We start from the raw sequence: 14,503 nt of genomic DNA on the forward strand, positions 1-14,503 counted from the left end.
ACCCGACACAGGCTTCATCCCCCCTGGGTATCCGGACAGACTAACCGAAAAAATGAGAACGTCGTCAGCTGTCCTTGCCGCCTGCCTGGGCCAGTCGCGCCATGCGCTGGGTGTCGGCGAGGATGCCGCGCAGCAGGCGCACTTCCTGCTCGCTCGGCTCACTGCGCAGGAACAGGCGGCGCAGCTTGCGCATCGCCGATTCCGGGGCGCGGCCCTTGTGGAAATCGATCTCGTCCAGTGTGTCAGCCAGCTGGGCGAAGAAGCTCTCCATCTGCTCGTGGCTGGCCGCCTGTTCGCGGAAGCCGGGCTCGGCATCGGTGGCCGGTTGCGCGCCCAGCAGCTGCATGCGCGTTTCATAGGCCAGCACCTGCACGGCGGCAGCCAGGTTGAGCGAGCTGAACTCCGGGTCGGACGGGATGTGCACCGCTGCATGGCAAAGCTGCAGTTCCTCGTTGGTCAGGCCGGTGCGCTCACGGCCGAACACCAGCGCCACCTCGGCACCCTCGCCAGCCTTGGCCACCGCGCGGGCAGCGGCATCGGCGGGCAGGTACTCCTCCAGCTGGACGCGGCGTGCACGGGCGGTGCAGCCCAGTACCAGGCGGCAATCGGCCACCGCCTCGGCCAGGGTGGCCACCACCGGGGCATCCCCCAGCACGTCTTCGGCACCGGCCGAGCGGCGGAAGGCCTCCTCGTCCAGTGGCTTTTCGGGGGCAACCAGCACCAGGCGGGCCAGGCCCATGGTCTTCAGGGCGCGGGCGGCGGCGCCCATGTTGCCGGGGTGCTGGGTACCGACCAGGACGAATCGGAGGCGGGTGGCGGCAGGAAACTGGGACATGAACAGGGAAAAGGTCGAGCTGGACGATGACCAATGGTAAACTGTGCGACCGGCCACTGCGCCGGACCCGCTCTTTTCCCCCGCCAGTCCATCTCTTCTGCCTTTCCGGGAGCCCACGCCATGCAGAAACCCGCCGTAACCGTCATGGTCAAGGCCGCCCGCCTCGCCGGCAACGTCCTGTTGCGCAACATCAACAAGCTCGAGGCACTGAACGTGGTGCAGAAGGGCCGGATGGACTACGCCAGCGAAGTGGATGCGGACGCGGAAAAGGTCATCGTCAAGGAACTCAAGCGCGCCTACCCCGAATACGGTGTATTCGGCGAGGAAGGCGGCGTGCAGGGCGAGCGTCGGCACATGTGGGTCATCGACCCGCTGGACGGCACCAGCAACTACCTGCGCGGCGTGCCGCACTACTGCGTGTCGATCGCCCTGGTCGAGAACGGCGAGCCGACCGATGCGGTCATCTTCGACCCGCTGCGCAATGAACTGTTCACCGCCAGCCGTGGCGCCGGCGCCGTACTGAACGACCGCCGCATCCGCGTGGCCGAGCGCAAGGATCTGGAAGGCACGATGATCCACACCGGCTTCGCGCCGCGTGAGCGCAACCGCGCCAGCGCCCAGCTGAAGGCGGTCGACGCCCTGCTGGTGCACGGCGAAGACATCCGCCGCACCGGCTCGGCTGCACTGGACCTGGCCTACGTGGCCTGTGGCCGCGCTGATGCCTACTTCGAAGCCGGCGTGAAGGGGTGGGACATCGCTGCCGGCCTGCTGCTGGTCCGCGAAGCGGGCGGCAAGGTCTGCGACTTCAAGGGCGCGACCCTGGGCCGCATGGACAACCGCGGTCCGGAGACCCACCAGATCGTGGCCGGCAACCTGAAGGTGGCCGAGTCGCTGCAGAAGGTGCTGGTGAACACTGGCTACGCGGCGGAGTTCGACGCGAAGTTCTGATCTGCGCGTAGACGCGGTTCATGGAGACGGCACCTGCGAAGGTGCCGTTTTCGTTTGCGCGGTGATCGTGCTTGTCACTTTCTTTGCTCGTGCAAAGAAAGTAACCAAAGAAACACGCCGCCAGGGCGCGAGCCGATGCTGTGCATCGGTACCCTGCGCTCCTCGGTCCGTCGAGGGACGGTGCGGGAACTCGCTGCGCTCAGACACCCGCACCTCTTCGCCCTCGCCGGACCTGCGGTGCTCGGCTCGCTCAAGGCGGACCCAAGGTCAAATGCCACAGCTGCACCCAGTAGATCCACGCCATGCGTGGATGCTGTTGCCGTTGATCTTGACTTTCCAGTCCGCCTTGAGCGAGCCGAGCATCGCAGGGGAATCAGGGGCGAAGAGGTGCCGATGTCTGAGCGCAGCGAGTTCGGCACCGCCCCTTGATTCACCGAGAAGCGCAGGGGACCGGCGCGTAGCGACGGCTCGCGGCTGGCGGAGCGTTTCTTTGGTTACTTTCTTTGCGCGCAAAGAAAGTGACACCTCCCCGCAGGCGAGGAAACGATCCGGCACCACCCATGCGTGCGCGCGCAAACAAAAACGCCCGGCGCGAGGCCAGGCGTTCCTGCACTGCCTTGGAAGCGGACGCTTACGCCACCGTCGACGCCCGCAGCGCGGCGATGCGCTCTTCCAGCGGCGGGTGGCTCATGAACAGCTTCTTCGCCGTCGAACCGGCAATACCGAACGCCGCGATCTGCGTCGGCAGCGTGCTCTGGCCGTGGTTGAGCTGCAGGCGTTCCAGCGCGGCGATCATCTTCTGGCGGCCGGCCAGCGAGGCACCGCCTGCGTCGGCGCGGAACTCGCGATGGCGCGAGAACCACATCGAGATCATGGTGGCGAACAGGCCGAACACCATCTCCAGCACGAACACGATGATGTAGTAGGCGAAGCCGCGGCCGCCGCCTTCGCGGTTGCCCGACAGTGCGCTGTCGATGATGCCGCCGACAGCGCGCGCCAGCACGATGACGAACGTGTTCAGCACACCCTGCAGCAGGGCCATGGTGATCATGTCACCGTTGGCGACGTGGGCGATCTCGTGGCCCAGCACCGCTTCGGCCTCGTCTTCGCTCATATTGTGCAGCAGGCCGGTGGACACCGCGACCAGCGCATTGTTGCGGTTGGCACCCGTGGCGAAGGCATTGATCTCCGGACCTTCATACACGGCCACTTCGGGCATGCCGATGCCGGCCGCCTTGGCCTGGCGCTCGACGGTGGCCAGCAGCCAGCGCTCGGTCTGGTTGCGCGGCTCGGTGATCACCACCGCGCCGGTGGAGCGCTTGGCCATCCACTTGGACAGCAGCAGCGAGATGAAGGAGCCACCGAAACCGAAGATGCCGGCCATGATCAGCAGGCCGCTCATCTTGCTGGGGTCGGTTCCCAACAGCGACATCACGATGCTGGCCAGGATCAGCACGGCAAAGTTCGTGGCCAGGAAGAGGGCAATACGGGTGAACATGGGAAATTCCGGCTCGGAAGGGGTCGATATCGATCAATTTGCGGTGCGGTCAGCTTGAATTCAAGCGCCAACCTGACCGACGATTCAGCCAGCATGACCTCCCCCATTCCCTGCGGCCGTTTCGCCCCTTCGCCGACCGGCCTGCTCCACCCCGGATCCCTGCTCGCCGCCTTCGGCAGCTGGCTGCTCGCCCGCCATCACGGCGGCCTGTGGCGGCTGCGCGTCGAAGACGTCGACCCGCCGCGCACCGTGCCCGGTGCAGCGGAATCACAGCTGCAGGCGCTGGCCGCGTTCGGCCTGGTCCACGATGGCCCGGTACTCTGGCAGAGCACGCGCGGCGAGGCCTACCAGGCCGCGTTGGATGAACTGCTCGCCAGCGACCAGGCCTTTGTCTGCCACTGCAGCCGCAGCGACCTTGCCGCCGGCGGCGGCATCCATCATCGCTGCGTCGCCCGGCAACCACGACCGGACCCGGCCGTCCGCTTCCGCGTGCCGCCCGGCAGCCTTGTGCACTTCGACGATGGCCTGCGCGGCCCGCAGCAGCAGGACGTGCATGCCGAGGTCGGCGACTTCGTGCTGCGCCGCGCCGATGGCTGCTGGGCCTACCAGCTGGCGGTGGTGGTCGATGACGCCGCGCAGGGGGTGACCGAAGTGGTGCGCGGGGCCGACCTGCTCGACTCCACCGCACGGCAGATCCTGCTGCAGCAGGCGTTGGGCCTGGCGGTGCCGCGCTACTGGCACTTGCCGCTGCTGCTGGATACACCGGGCCACAAGCTGTCCAAGTCACTGGCGGCGCTGCCGGTGGACAGCGCACGTCCGCTGCCGGTGCTGCGCCAGCTCTGGCAGCTGCTCGGCCAAGCCCCTGAGGCGCTGGCGCAGGCACACGATCTGGACGCGCTGCTGGCCACCGCTCGACAGGCCTTCGACCCGGCGCGGTTGCCGCGTAGCGACATCCTGTTGCCGGCCGGCGCACTTTCCGCGCCGATGTTGCAGAATCACCCTTCCCCCACCTGATACCCGGACAGCACTCCATGACATCTCGCGTCGCACTGGTCACCGGCGGAACCGGCGGCATCGGTACCGCCATCTGCCAACGCCTGGCCGACCAGGGCCACCGGGTCGCCACCAACTACCGCGACGAGGCCAAGGCCCGCGCCTGGCAGCAGGCGATGACCGAACGCGGCTACAGCGTGTCGATCTTCCCGGGCGATGTCTCCGATCCGGACAGCGCCGAAGCGCTGGTGCGCGCCGTCGAGGCCGAACTGGGTCCGGTCGAGATCCTGGTCAACAACGCCGGCATCACCCGCGACACCACCTTCCACCGTATGCGCGCGGACCAGTGGCACGATGTGATCAACACCAATCTCAATTCGGTGTTCAACGTCACCCGGCCGGTCATCGAGGGCATGCGCCGCCGCGGCTGGGGCCGGGTCATCCAGATCAGCTCGATCAACGGCCTGAAGGGCCAGTACGGTCAGGCCAACTACGCGGCGGCCAAGGCCGGCATGCACGGCTTCACCATCTCGCTGGCCCGCGAGAACGCCGGTTTTGGCATCACCGTCAACACCATTTCGCCCGGCTACGTCGCTACCGACATGGTGATGGCGGTGCCGGAGGAGGTGCGTGCCAAGATCATCGCCGACATCCCCACCGGACGCCTGGGCAAGCCGGAGGAAATCGCCTACGGCGTCTCGTTCCTGGTCGCCGATGAAGCCTCGTGGATCACCGGTAGCAACCTGGACATCAACGGCGGCCACCATATGGGTTGGTAAGCCGCGCAGCGGGCCATCGCGGCGAACGCCGCCGGCCCCTGCCGATGGTCATGCTGCGCAGCACGCAAACCCTTGTTGCGCAACATGATCGCCGCCGAAAGCCAAGCCTGGCGGGGGCTGAGGCGGTTGCAACGGCTGCTGCACTGCGCCATGCTGCGCGTCTACTGTGACGAGTACCGCTTCATGGCTGCGACCCGCATCATCAAGAAGTATCCGAACCGCCGTCTCTACGACACCGAGATCTCCAGCTACATCACCATCGAGGACGTGCGCCAGCTGATCCTCGACGGTGAAGACTTCGAAGTCCGCGACGCCAAGAGCGGCGACGACCTCACGCGATCGGTCCTGCTGCAGATCATCGCCGACCAGGAACAGGACGGCGAACCGATGCTGTCCACCCAGCTGCTGAGCCAGCTGATCCGCTTCTACGGCGATTCCCTGCAGGGCTTCATGGGCAACTACCTGGAGCGCAGCATGCAGGTCTTCCTCGACCAGCAGCAGCAGTTCCGCCAGCAGATGGGCAACCTGCTGGGGCAGACCCCGTGGGCGATGATGAACCAGCTGACCGAGCGCAACCTGGAGTTGTGGCAGGAATTCCAGCGCAACATGGGCACCGGCTTCGGTGGCCCGCGTCCGGGCGGCACCGGAACCGGAACCGGCGCAGGTACCGGCAACAAGCCGAACGAACCGGGCACCGGCACCGGCGGCAAGACCCGCCGCTGAGCTGCAGCATCGGCTGATACGAAAACGGCGCGCCCCTGGCGCGCCGTTTTGTTTGGCCTCGCGCCAACGATACGTCAGCGTTTCGCCTTGCACCCCGTGCATACGCGCTCGACCTTGTAACCCTTCGCCTTCAGCTTCTCGACCACGCCGTCGTTGCCCAGCAGGTGCAGCGTGCCCACCACCACCAGCGTACCGCCCTGCCCTGCCTGCAGGTACGGCAGCAGCTTCGGCACCCAGGCGTCATTGCGGCCGGTATTGATGCGCTGATACAGCTGCGGATACTGCTGGCGCATTTCCGCCGCCATCCGGGTCCACAGCACGCGCTCGTCACCGCGGCGCCAGGCGTCGTGCAGCTGGCGTGCCTGCTCGTCGGCCTTGCCGGCCTGGTCCAGCGCTTCGGCCAGCATCTGCCGCTGTTCCTGCAGCGTCATTCCGTCGAGCATGCCGATCTGGGTGTCGATGTCTTCCAGTCCCGCAGTCTTGCGCCCGGTCTTCTGCGCACGCTCCATGAAGTGACGGTCCAGGCCCAGTGCCGGGTCCAGGCCCAGCTTCTGCATCTGCCCGACCGAAATGCTCAGGCCGACAAACCACGGCTTCATCCCCTGCATCTGCGCCAGCGGCAGCTTGTTTTCGGTGGCGAACACCTGCAGCTTCTGCCAGGTCGCAGCATCCAGATCGCGCTTGAGCTCGCTGCCATCGGTGCGCACCGCAGCCTGCACCATGCGGCTGGCCAGCTGTGGCGACTGCATGTCTTCCGGCGACAGTTCGAACACGACCCGCTGCGAGGCCTCGAACGCCTGTTCAACATCGGGCGACAACGGGTAATCCTGCGGCTTCAGCAGGTGGAAGGAACCGAGCAGGTAGAGGCGCGAGTCACCCGGGCCGGTCACTTTCCACAGCAACGGCACCGGCGGCTTGGCCGCCGCTGCGCCAGCGGTATCGGCTTGCACGGTACGCGCCGCAACCAGCGGTGCCAGCGCACAGGCCGCCAACAGAACGGTGGCACGCAACAGGGATCTGATCGGCATATCAGCCTTCTCCTTCAGGCAGGTGGTAGGCCTTCTCGCCCGCTTCCACGCGCAGGTCCAACCGGTTTTCCGGCGGCGCCAACGGGCAGGTCGCGTAGGCGGTGAACGCACACGGTGGGTTGTAGGCATGGTTGAAATCGATGCGCACGGTGCCATCGGCAGCGGGGGCATCGGTATCCAGATAGCGACCGGCCGGATAGCTGCCGCGGCCACTGGTGCGATCGGCAAAGATCAGGAACAGCGGCTGCCCCGGCGCACCGATCGCCTCCAACCGCCAGCTGCGGCCATCGCGCTGGAACTCGACCGCGCCGGCATTGGGCATTTCGGTGGTCAGGCCGGTGATGTCGACGATGGGCAGGGTCTTGCCCGGCGGGTGCGCGATGAAGCGCGCCTGCACCTGCCAGTCCGGGCCGCCCGGCCAGTACTCCAGCCCACCGAAATCGCGACGTGCCGGCGCATCGGCGTGCTTGACCCGCAGCGCATCGCGCGGACCGCGGCGGATGATGCTGAGCTGGCCTTTGCCGCCATCGAACGCCAGCAGCGTCGGCTGCGCATCCTTGTCGGTGTCGATGCGGATGCGGCCGCGCACCGGCTGGCCATCATGGCTGACATCCACACCGGCTTCGGGCGTGAACCACCATTGGCTGCCTTCACGGCGCAGCAGGCCCAGCTTGTCCGGCCCAACCGCCAGGCGGATGCCATTGGTCGCGCCGCTGCCGACGAAGTGGGATTTGTTCTGCAGCCAGTGCAGGCCGACCAGCGCGGTCCAGCCATCGGGCCGGGTCAGGTCCTGATAGCGTGCCACCCGCCACTGCTGCTCGGCGGCATAGGACGGATCCTCCGCGGCCGAGGCTGGTGCCGGCGGCGTTGCCGGGCTGCAGGCGGCCAACACCAAAGCGGCCAGCAGGCCCGCCATTCCCCGATAACGCATCGATGCTCCCCTCAACGTCCGCGCAGGAACCAGCGGTCGATCTCCGCCAGCGAAAAACGGGCCCAGGTCGGCCGGCCGTGGTTGCACTGGCCGGACCGCTCGGTGATTTCCATGTCGCGCAGCAGCGCGTTCATTTCCGGCACGGTCAGGCGCCGGTTGGCGCGCACCGCGCCATGGCAGGCCATGGTCGACAGCAGTTCGTCGCGTGCACTGGCCACGCGCCGGCTCTGGCCGTGTTCGCGCAGGTCGGTCAGCACATCGCGCAGCAGGCCTTCCGGTTGGGCATGCGCCAGCAGCGCCGGAATGCTGCGCACGTGCAGCGCACCGGGACCGGCACGGGTCACTTCGAAGCCGAGTGCGGCCAGGGTTTCACTTTCATTCTCGGCGGTGTCGGCTTCGCGCTCGCCCACTGCGAGCGTGATCGGCACCAGCAGCGGCTGCGACTGCAGGCCGATGCCATCGTGCGCGTTCTTCAGCCGCTCGTAACCGATGCGTTCGTGTGCCGCATGCATGTCGACCACGATCAGGCCTTCGGCGTTCTCGGCCAGGATGTAGATGCCATGCAGCTGCGCGATCGCGTAGCCCAGCGGTGGCACGCCAGCGTCGGCACTGGTGACCGGCAGCCCGTTCTCGGTCGGCATCGGCGGCAGCGCAGCACCGCGTTCGGCGCCGGCCGGTGCGGCATACAGCGCGGCATAAGCCGCCGGTGCATCGGCCACCTGCAATCCCAGCGGTTGCTGCGGGCGCCAACCCGAGAATCCACCACCGCCACCACTCGAACCGGCCCCCGGTGCGGCACCGCGTACCAGACCGAAACCGGAGGCGCCCGCACTGGAGAGCATCGGTGCCGCGCCTGCATCCACCGGATGCGCGGAGCCGGCGCCGATGTCCTGCACCGACATGCCGGCGCGGGTATCGGCCAGCGCATCCTTCAGCGTGCGGTAGACAAAATCATGCACCAGCCGCGAGTCGCGGAAGCGCACCTCGTGCTTGGCCGGGTGCACGTTGACGTCGACGCGGGTCGGGTCAAGCTCCAGGAACAGCACGTAGGCCGGTTGGCGGCCGTGATACAGCACGTCGCCATAGGCCATCTTCACCGCATGGGCGACGCTGCGGTCGCGCACCGAGCGGCCGTTGACGTACAGGTACTGCTGGTCGGCGCTGGCGCGCGAATAATGCGGCTGCGCGATCCAGCCGTGCAGGCGCAGGCCGGCGCCGCTGTGGTCGACGCGAACGGCTTGGTTGGCGAAATCCTCGCCCAGCGTTTCGGCCAATCGCGCATCGGAATACAGATCGCCCGGCTTGTAGCGGCGCGAGGCCTTGCCGTTGTGCGAGACGCGCAGTTCGACATCCGGCCGCGCCAGCGCCAGCGAACGCAGCCATTCTTCGATATGGCCCAGCTCGGTGCGCTCGGCGCGCAGGAATTTGCGCCGCGCCGGTACGTTGTAGAACAGCTCGCGTACTTCCACCGTGGTGCCCGGCGCATGCGCGCGCGGCGTCACTTCGCCGATCTTGCCGCCTTCGATCTGCAATGCCGAACCGTGTTCGTCGTGCGCGCGGCGCGAGGACAGGGTGAAGCGGCTGACCGAGGCGATCGATGGCAGCGCTTCACCCCGGAAACCGAGCGTGGCCACCGATTCAAGATCGTCCAGATCGGCGATCTTGCTGGTGGCGTGGCGCGATACCGCCAGCGGCAGCTGTTCCGGCGCGATGCCACTGCCGTTGTCGCGGATGCGGATCAGGCGGACACCGCCCTCCTCAAGATCGATATCAACGCGGCTGGCGCCGGCATCGATCGCGTTCTCGACCAGCTCCTTGACCACCGACGCGGGACGTTCGACCACTTCGCCAGCGGCGATCTGGTTGATGAGGATCTCCGGCAACGGCCGGATCGGGCGCGGATGGGTAGCAGACGTCATGCGGGGATGATAACGGAGCGGCCGAGGGTAGAGTCGAGCCATGCTCGACTGACGGGCTACCGGTAAGGCCCAGTCGAGCGCGGCTCGACTCTACAGAAAGCAGTAACCCACCTTCGGCGGGTTATTTGCTGCCGCCGGCCATGGTGCCGGCGGCGTCGATCTCGGCCTGGGCCCGGGCGGCATACAACGTGCCCGGCGGCGGCTGACGGCTGAAGAACGTGTGCACACCGTCCAGTACCGCACCGGCGATCTTGCGCTGGTAGGCCGGGTCGATCAGGCGGCGCTCTTCATCCGGATTGGAGATGAACGCGGTTTCCACCAGCATCGCCGGCATGTCCGAAGTACGCAGCACCGCGAAGTTGGCGCGCTCGATGTTCGGCTTGTGGTTGTTGCCGATCCGCTTCAGGCCGCCCAGCACATGGCCGGCCGCGTCCTCGGACGCCTTCATGTAGCCGCTCTGGGCCAGATCCAGCAGCACGTTGGCGAGCGTGCCTTCGGTCTGCTGCAGGCGCACGCCACCGACCAGGTCGGCCGCGTTTTCCTTGTCCGCCAGCCAGCGGGCGCGCTGCGAAGAGGCGCCCTTGGTCGACAGCACGTACACCGACGAGCCCGTGGCCGAACGGTTTTCCGCCGCGTCGGCATGGATCGAAATGAAGATGTCGGCCTTGTTCGCACGCGCCTTCTGCGCGCGCATCGGCAGCGGAATGAACACGTCGCTGTCGCGGGTCAGGTAGGCCTTCAGGCCCGGCGTCGCGTTGACCTGACGGGCCAGTTCACGCGCTACGGCCAGGGTCACATCCTTCTCGCGCTTGCCGGTCGGGCCGATCGCACCGGGGTCCTGGCCGCCGTGGCCTGGATCGATGGCCACCACCAGGTGGCGCATGCCAGCCTGCATGCGGATGCGCGAGGCATCGCTGGGCATGGCCGGACGCGGTGGCACCACCGTGGTCGGAACCGGTGCAGGCGCTGTGGCCGGCGGCGTGGTTACCACGGCGGCGGTACGCTGGCCGGCAAGGATCGCAGCCGGCGATGCGGACGGCGTGCTGCTGGCAGCCGTACCCGCTGCCGCGACCTGGGCCGGTGCAGTGGACGGGGCCGGGGTCGGAGTGGCCGGTGTGGCAGCCGCGGCGCTGGCCTGCTGCTGTACCTGCGCGGTCAACAGCGCGGTGGCGCGCGCGGCGTCGTTGCGCGACTGCGCGCTCTCGGCCGGCGTCGGTGCGGGCGTGTTGACCGGTGCCGGTGCCTGCGGCTGCACCGCCGGCGTCGCTGGCGGGCGGCTGGCGGCCACGGCCGGGCCATCGCCCGGCCATTCGATCACCAGCTTGGATTCATTGCCTTCGCGCTGCATCTGTGGGCGGAACGGCGCCACCGATTCAGCGAGGTCGAAAACGACACGGAAGGTCCCCGGCACCGGCTGTCCGGTACGCACCGCCGTGACCACGCCCTGCGCGGCCGGCATTTTCAGGTTGCGTATGGCGCTGGAGTCCGGGAAATCGACCACCAGGCGGTTCGGTCCGGCCAGCGACAAGGTCTTGTAACCGCCACTGCCGACCAGCGAGATCTCGGCACGGGTGCCGGTGGCGCCGGTATTCAGCAGGACCTGACGGACTTCACCGGCCCACGCACTGACGCTCGCCAGACCCAGTCCGACGGCGGCACAGATGGCAATGAGACGGTTCCCCGGGCGCATGGCTCAGGATTCAATCACCGCGCTGAACGGAATGCAACACCTTTTTCCTTAATAATCCGTAACCTGCCGGTGTTTGTTCTCGTCAGCCGACAGAAATGGCCTGCAAGTCGCCCCCTTGGGGGAGCCGTTCCAGCCATTCATGTCCGACGTCGCTGGCTCCAGTGAGACGGACGCGACGCCCCTGCCCCTCGATCTCCAGCGCCACCACCAGGTCGGTCGGCGGCAGCGCGCCAGCGCCGCGTTCCGGCCATTCCACCAGCCACAACACCGCGCTGCCCTCGTCCAGCCCGAGAAAATCGAGCTCGCCGGCCTGGCCGATCCGGTACAGATCCAGATGCCAGGCCTCGCCACCGCTGGCCAGCGGATAGCGCTCGACCAGGGTGTAGGTCGGGCTGCGGATCGCCCCCTGCACGCCCAGTGCGCGCAGCAGTGCGCGGGCGGTGGTGGATTTGCCGGCGCCCAGGTCGCCGCGCAGTTCGACCAGCGCCTGCGGCGGTCGGGTGGCGGCCAGCCACTGCCCGAGCAGTTCAGTGGCAGCGCTGTCGGCAAGGAAGAAATCGATCATCTGGAAAGTTCCGGGTTGGCCAGTCGCCGCAGCGGCGACAGCAGATCAGTTGGAAGCAGGCCGCGCGCGCCGTCGGCGGCAGCGACGTCGCCGGCAAGCGCATGCAGCAGCGCACCAGCGGCGGCGGCATCGAAGGCGGCCAGGCCTTGCCCACGCAGGCTGGCGATGATGCCTGTCAGCAGGTCTCCCATGCCACCCACGGCCATGCCGGGATTGCCAGCCGCGATCAGTCGTGGCCGTTGCCCCGGCGCTGCGACGATGCTGCCGGCGCCCTTCAGCACCACCACGGCGTGGAAGCGCTCGGCCAGTGCCTGTGCGCAGGTGAAGCGATCGGCCTGGATGTCAGACGTGCTGCAACCCAGCAGGCGCGCGGCCTCGCCCGGGTGTGGCGTAAGGATGGCGTCGGGCAGCGCGCGCGGATCCTGCGCCAGCAGGTTCAGTGCATCGGCATCGACCACCAGTGGCCTGGCGCTGGCCAGCACCCGCGCAAACAGTGCGCGCGCCCATTCGTCCTGGCCCAGACCGGGGCCGATCGCCACCACCCTGGCCTTGTCCAGCAGTGCCGGCAGCGCGTCACCATCTTCCAGTGCATGGGTCATGGCTTCGGGCAGCCGCGCCAGCAACGGGCCAACGTGGTCGCGGCGGGTGCCCAGGCTCAGCAATCCAGCACCCGCGCGCAAGGCGGCTTCGGCCGCCATCGCGATGGCGCCGCCGCTGCCATGGTTGCCGCCGACGCACAGCACGTGCCCGGATTCGCCCTTGTGGGTATTGGTGCGGCGCGGCGGCAGCAGGGCTGGCAGGCGCACCTGCGTCCAGAGCTGCGCAGCGGGTGACACGCTCTGCCATGCGGCCGCGGGTAGCTGCAGCGGCGCCAGCGCCTTCCGCCCGCAATGGTCCAGCGCATCGCCGGTGTACAGCCCGCGATGCGGCACGATGAACTGCACGGTCAGCGCCGCCCTCACCGCGTCGCCCGGTACGGCGCCGCGGTCGGCATCCACGCCACTGGGGACGTCCAGCGCCAGAACCGGTGCCGCCTGCGCATTGAGCGCGGCAATCAGCGTCTGAGCCACGCCCTCCGGCACGCGATCGAAGCCCAGCCCGAACAGGGCATCGACCCAGATATCGGCCTCGGGAAGCGCGCCGTCGAAATCGGTGAGGGTGCCGCCGTCGGATGTGAATTCCGATGCTGCACGCTGTGCCAGCGCGGTTGACGGTGGCTTCCCCGGCAAGGCGATCACCGTCACCTCACGTCCGGCCTGCAGCGCATGGCGGGCCAGCACATGGCCGTCGCCGCCGTTGTTGCCCGCACCAACCACCACGCCGATCCGCTGCGCCTGCGGCCAATGCTGCAGCAGGCACTGCCAGGCGGCCTGGCCGGCCTGTGCCATCAGGCCCCAACCGCCCTCGGCGGCCAGCGCCGAGGCCTGCGCATCAAGCGCACGCGCGGCAGCGGAATCGAACAGATCGGCAAGGTTGGCCATGCGGGGATTTTATACTGGTGCGCATGTCCCCCGTCCCCGCCCCTGTCGATCCTACCCAGGCCGTGCAGCGCATCCGCGAACTCGCCCGTGCGCATGGCTTCCAGCGCTGTGGCATCGCCGGCATCGAGCTGGGCGAGGATGAAGCGCACCTGGCTGACTGGCTGGGCCAGGGCCTGTACGGCACGATGGACTGGATGGCGCGCCACGGCACCCTGCGCGCGCGCCCGGCCGAACTGCTGCCCGGCACCGTGCGGGTGATCTCGGTAGGCATGGACTACAGCCACAAGGACGACACCGAAGCTTGGGCAACCCTGGCCGACCCGGGCCGCGCCTACGTGGCCCGTTACGCTTTGGGTCGCGACTACCACAAGCTGATGCGCAACCGCCTGCAGAAGCTGGCCACGCAGATCAACGATGAAGTGGCACCGCTGGGCTACCGCGTATTCGTCGATTCCGCCCCCGTGCTGGAACGCGCACTGGCGCGCAATGCCGGCCTGGGCTGGATCGGCAAGCACACCTGCCTGATCGACCGCCATGGCGGCTCCTGGTTCTTCATCGGCGAGATCTACATCGATATCCCGCTGCCGATCGATGCACCGGCCACAGCACACTGCGGTACCTGCACGCGCTGCATCGATGTCTGCCCGACCCAGGCCATCACCGGCCCGCAGCGGCTGGACGCGCGGCGCTGTATCTCCTACCTGACCATCGAGCACGACGGGGCCATTCCCGAAGAGATGCGGCCGTTGATCGGCAACCGCATCTACGGCTGTGATGACTGCCAGCTGGTCTGCCCCTGGAACAAGTTCGCCAAGCGTACCGACGAAGCCGATTTCCGCGCGCGCAACAACCTCGATACCGCGCGGCTGGACCAGCTGTTCGCCTGGGATGAAGCCGAGTTCCTGCGCCGTACCGAAGGCAGCCCGATCCGGCGCAGTGGCCATGAACGCTGGCTGCGCAACATCGCCGTGGCACTGGGCAATGCACCGTCCTCGGCCGAAGCGCTCGCCGCATTGCATACCCGCATCGATGATCCCTCGCCGCTGGTGCGTGAACACGTGCAGTGGGCGCTGGGCCAGCACACGGTGCGCTGACGTGCGATCCTGAGCCCCC

General features: G+C 67.8%; 13 protein-coding genes. 5 read left to right on the forward strand and 8 right to left on the reverse strand.

Features of this window, described 5'->3' with window-relative positions; genetic code table 11:
• Positions 1-64: 64 nt before the first annotated feature.
• The gene (locus tag ACZK3W_RS15250) at positions 65-835 is read right to left on the reverse strand and encodes an RNA methyltransferase (protein ID WP_049401245.1); all 771 of its coding nucleotides are present in this window, start codon (positions 833-835) and stop codon (positions 65-67) included.
• A gap of 120 nt (positions 836-955) precedes the next feature.
• Here ACZK3W_RS15250 and ACZK3W_RS15255 point away from each other — a divergent pair, with 120 nt between their 5' ends.
• On the forward strand, positions 956-1,783 hold the full coding sequence (locus ACZK3W_RS15255; protein WP_197616063.1) for an inositol monophosphatase family protein: 828 nt from the start codon (positions 956-958) through the stop codon (positions 1,781-1,783).
• Positions 1,784-2,414: 631 nt separating this feature from the next.
• On the opposite strand, the gene htpX is transcribed toward ACZK3W_RS15255, so the two are convergent.
• Positions 2,415-3,281 carry a protease HtpX gene (gene htpX, locus ACZK3W_RS15260; protein ID WP_478450107.1) on the reverse strand — a complete coding sequence of 289 codons (867 nt, stop codon included), beginning with the start codon at positions 3,279-3,281 and terminating at the stop codon, positions 2,415-2,417.
• Between the two features lie 93 nt (positions 3,282-3,374).
• Between htpX and gluQRS the strand changes: the two genes are divergently transcribed.
• The 3 genes from gluQRS (at position 3,375) to phaR (ending at position 5,776) form a co-directional block, all read left to right on the forward strand.
• Positions 3,375-4,295 (forward strand): tRNA glutamyl-Q(34) synthetase GluQRS, encoded by a 921-nt coding sequence (gene gluQRS / locus ACZK3W_RS15265; RefSeq protein ID WP_125895513.1) that lies wholly within the window; start codon positions 3,375-3,377, stop codon positions 4,293-4,295.
• 17 nt (positions 4,296-4,312) lie between these two features.
• Positions 4,313-5,053 (forward strand): acetoacetyl-CoA reductase, encoded by a 741-nt coding sequence (gene phbB, locus ACZK3W_RS15270; RefSeq protein ID WP_049423910.1) that lies wholly within the window; start codon positions 4,313-4,315, stop codon positions 5,051-5,053.
• A gap of 183 nt (positions 5,054-5,236) precedes the next feature.
• Complete coding sequence (gene phaR / locus ACZK3W_RS15275; protein ID WP_032130258.1) at positions 5,237-5,776, forward strand: polyhydroxyalkanoate synthesis repressor PhaR; 540 nt, start codon at positions 5,237-5,239, stop codon at positions 5,774-5,776.
• 74 nt (positions 5,777-5,850) lie between these two features.
• Here the strand turns inward: phaR and ACZK3W_RS15280 are convergent, their stop codons facing one another.
• The 6 genes from ACZK3W_RS15280 to ACZK3W_RS15305 form a co-directional block, all read right to left on the reverse strand.
• Positions 5,851-6,804, reverse strand: a complete 954-nt coding sequence (locus ACZK3W_RS15280) for a TraB/GumN family protein (RefSeq protein WP_032130255.1) — start codon at positions 6,802-6,804, stop codon at positions 5,851-5,853.
• A 1-nt stretch (position 6,805) separates the two neighbouring features.
• Positions 6,806-7,735 (reverse strand): DUF1684 domain-containing protein, encoded by a 930-nt coding sequence (locus ACZK3W_RS15285; protein WP_197616064.1) that lies wholly within the window; start codon positions 7,733-7,735, stop codon positions 6,806-6,808.
• Positions 7,736-7,746: 11 nt separating this feature from the next.
• Complete coding sequence (mutL, locus tag ACZK3W_RS15290) at positions 7,747-9,654, reverse strand: DNA mismatch repair endonuclease MutL (protein WP_478450109.1); 1,908 nt, start codon at positions 9,652-9,654, stop codon at positions 7,747-7,749.
• Positions 9,655-9,775: 121 nt separating this feature from the next.
• The gene (locus tag ACZK3W_RS15295; RefSeq protein WP_197616066.1) at positions 9,776-11,344 is read right to left on the reverse strand and encodes an N-acetylmuramoyl-L-alanine amidase; all 1,569 of its coding nucleotides are present in this window, start codon (positions 11,342-11,344) and stop codon (positions 9,776-9,778) included.
• 82 nt (positions 11,345-11,426) lie between these two features.
• A complete protein-coding gene (gene tsaE / locus ACZK3W_RS15300; protein WP_049401237.1) occupies positions 11,427-11,909 on the reverse strand; it encodes a tRNA (adenosine(37)-N6)-threonylcarbamoyltransferase complex ATPase subunit type 1 TsaE in 483 nt (160 codons plus the stop codon).
• Complete coding sequence (locus ACZK3W_RS15305; protein WP_197616067.1) at positions 11,906-13,390, reverse strand: NAD(P)H-hydrate dehydratase; 1,485 nt, start codon at positions 13,388-13,390, stop codon at positions 11,906-11,908. Before ACZK3W_RS15305 ends, tsaE begins: the two co-directional genes overlap by 4 nt.
• Positions 13,391-13,413: 23 nt before the next feature.
• On the opposite strand from ACZK3W_RS15305, the gene queG reads away from it, so the two are divergent.
• Positions 13,414-14,484, forward strand: a complete 1,071-nt coding sequence (queG, locus tag ACZK3W_RS15310) for a tRNA epoxyqueuosine(34) reductase QueG (protein ID WP_197616068.1) — start codon at positions 13,414-13,416, stop codon at positions 14,482-14,484.
• Positions 14,485-14,503 lie beyond the last annotated feature (19 nt).

The sequence above is a fragment of the Stenotrophomonas sp. 80084_Sma genome (assembly GCF_056481995.1).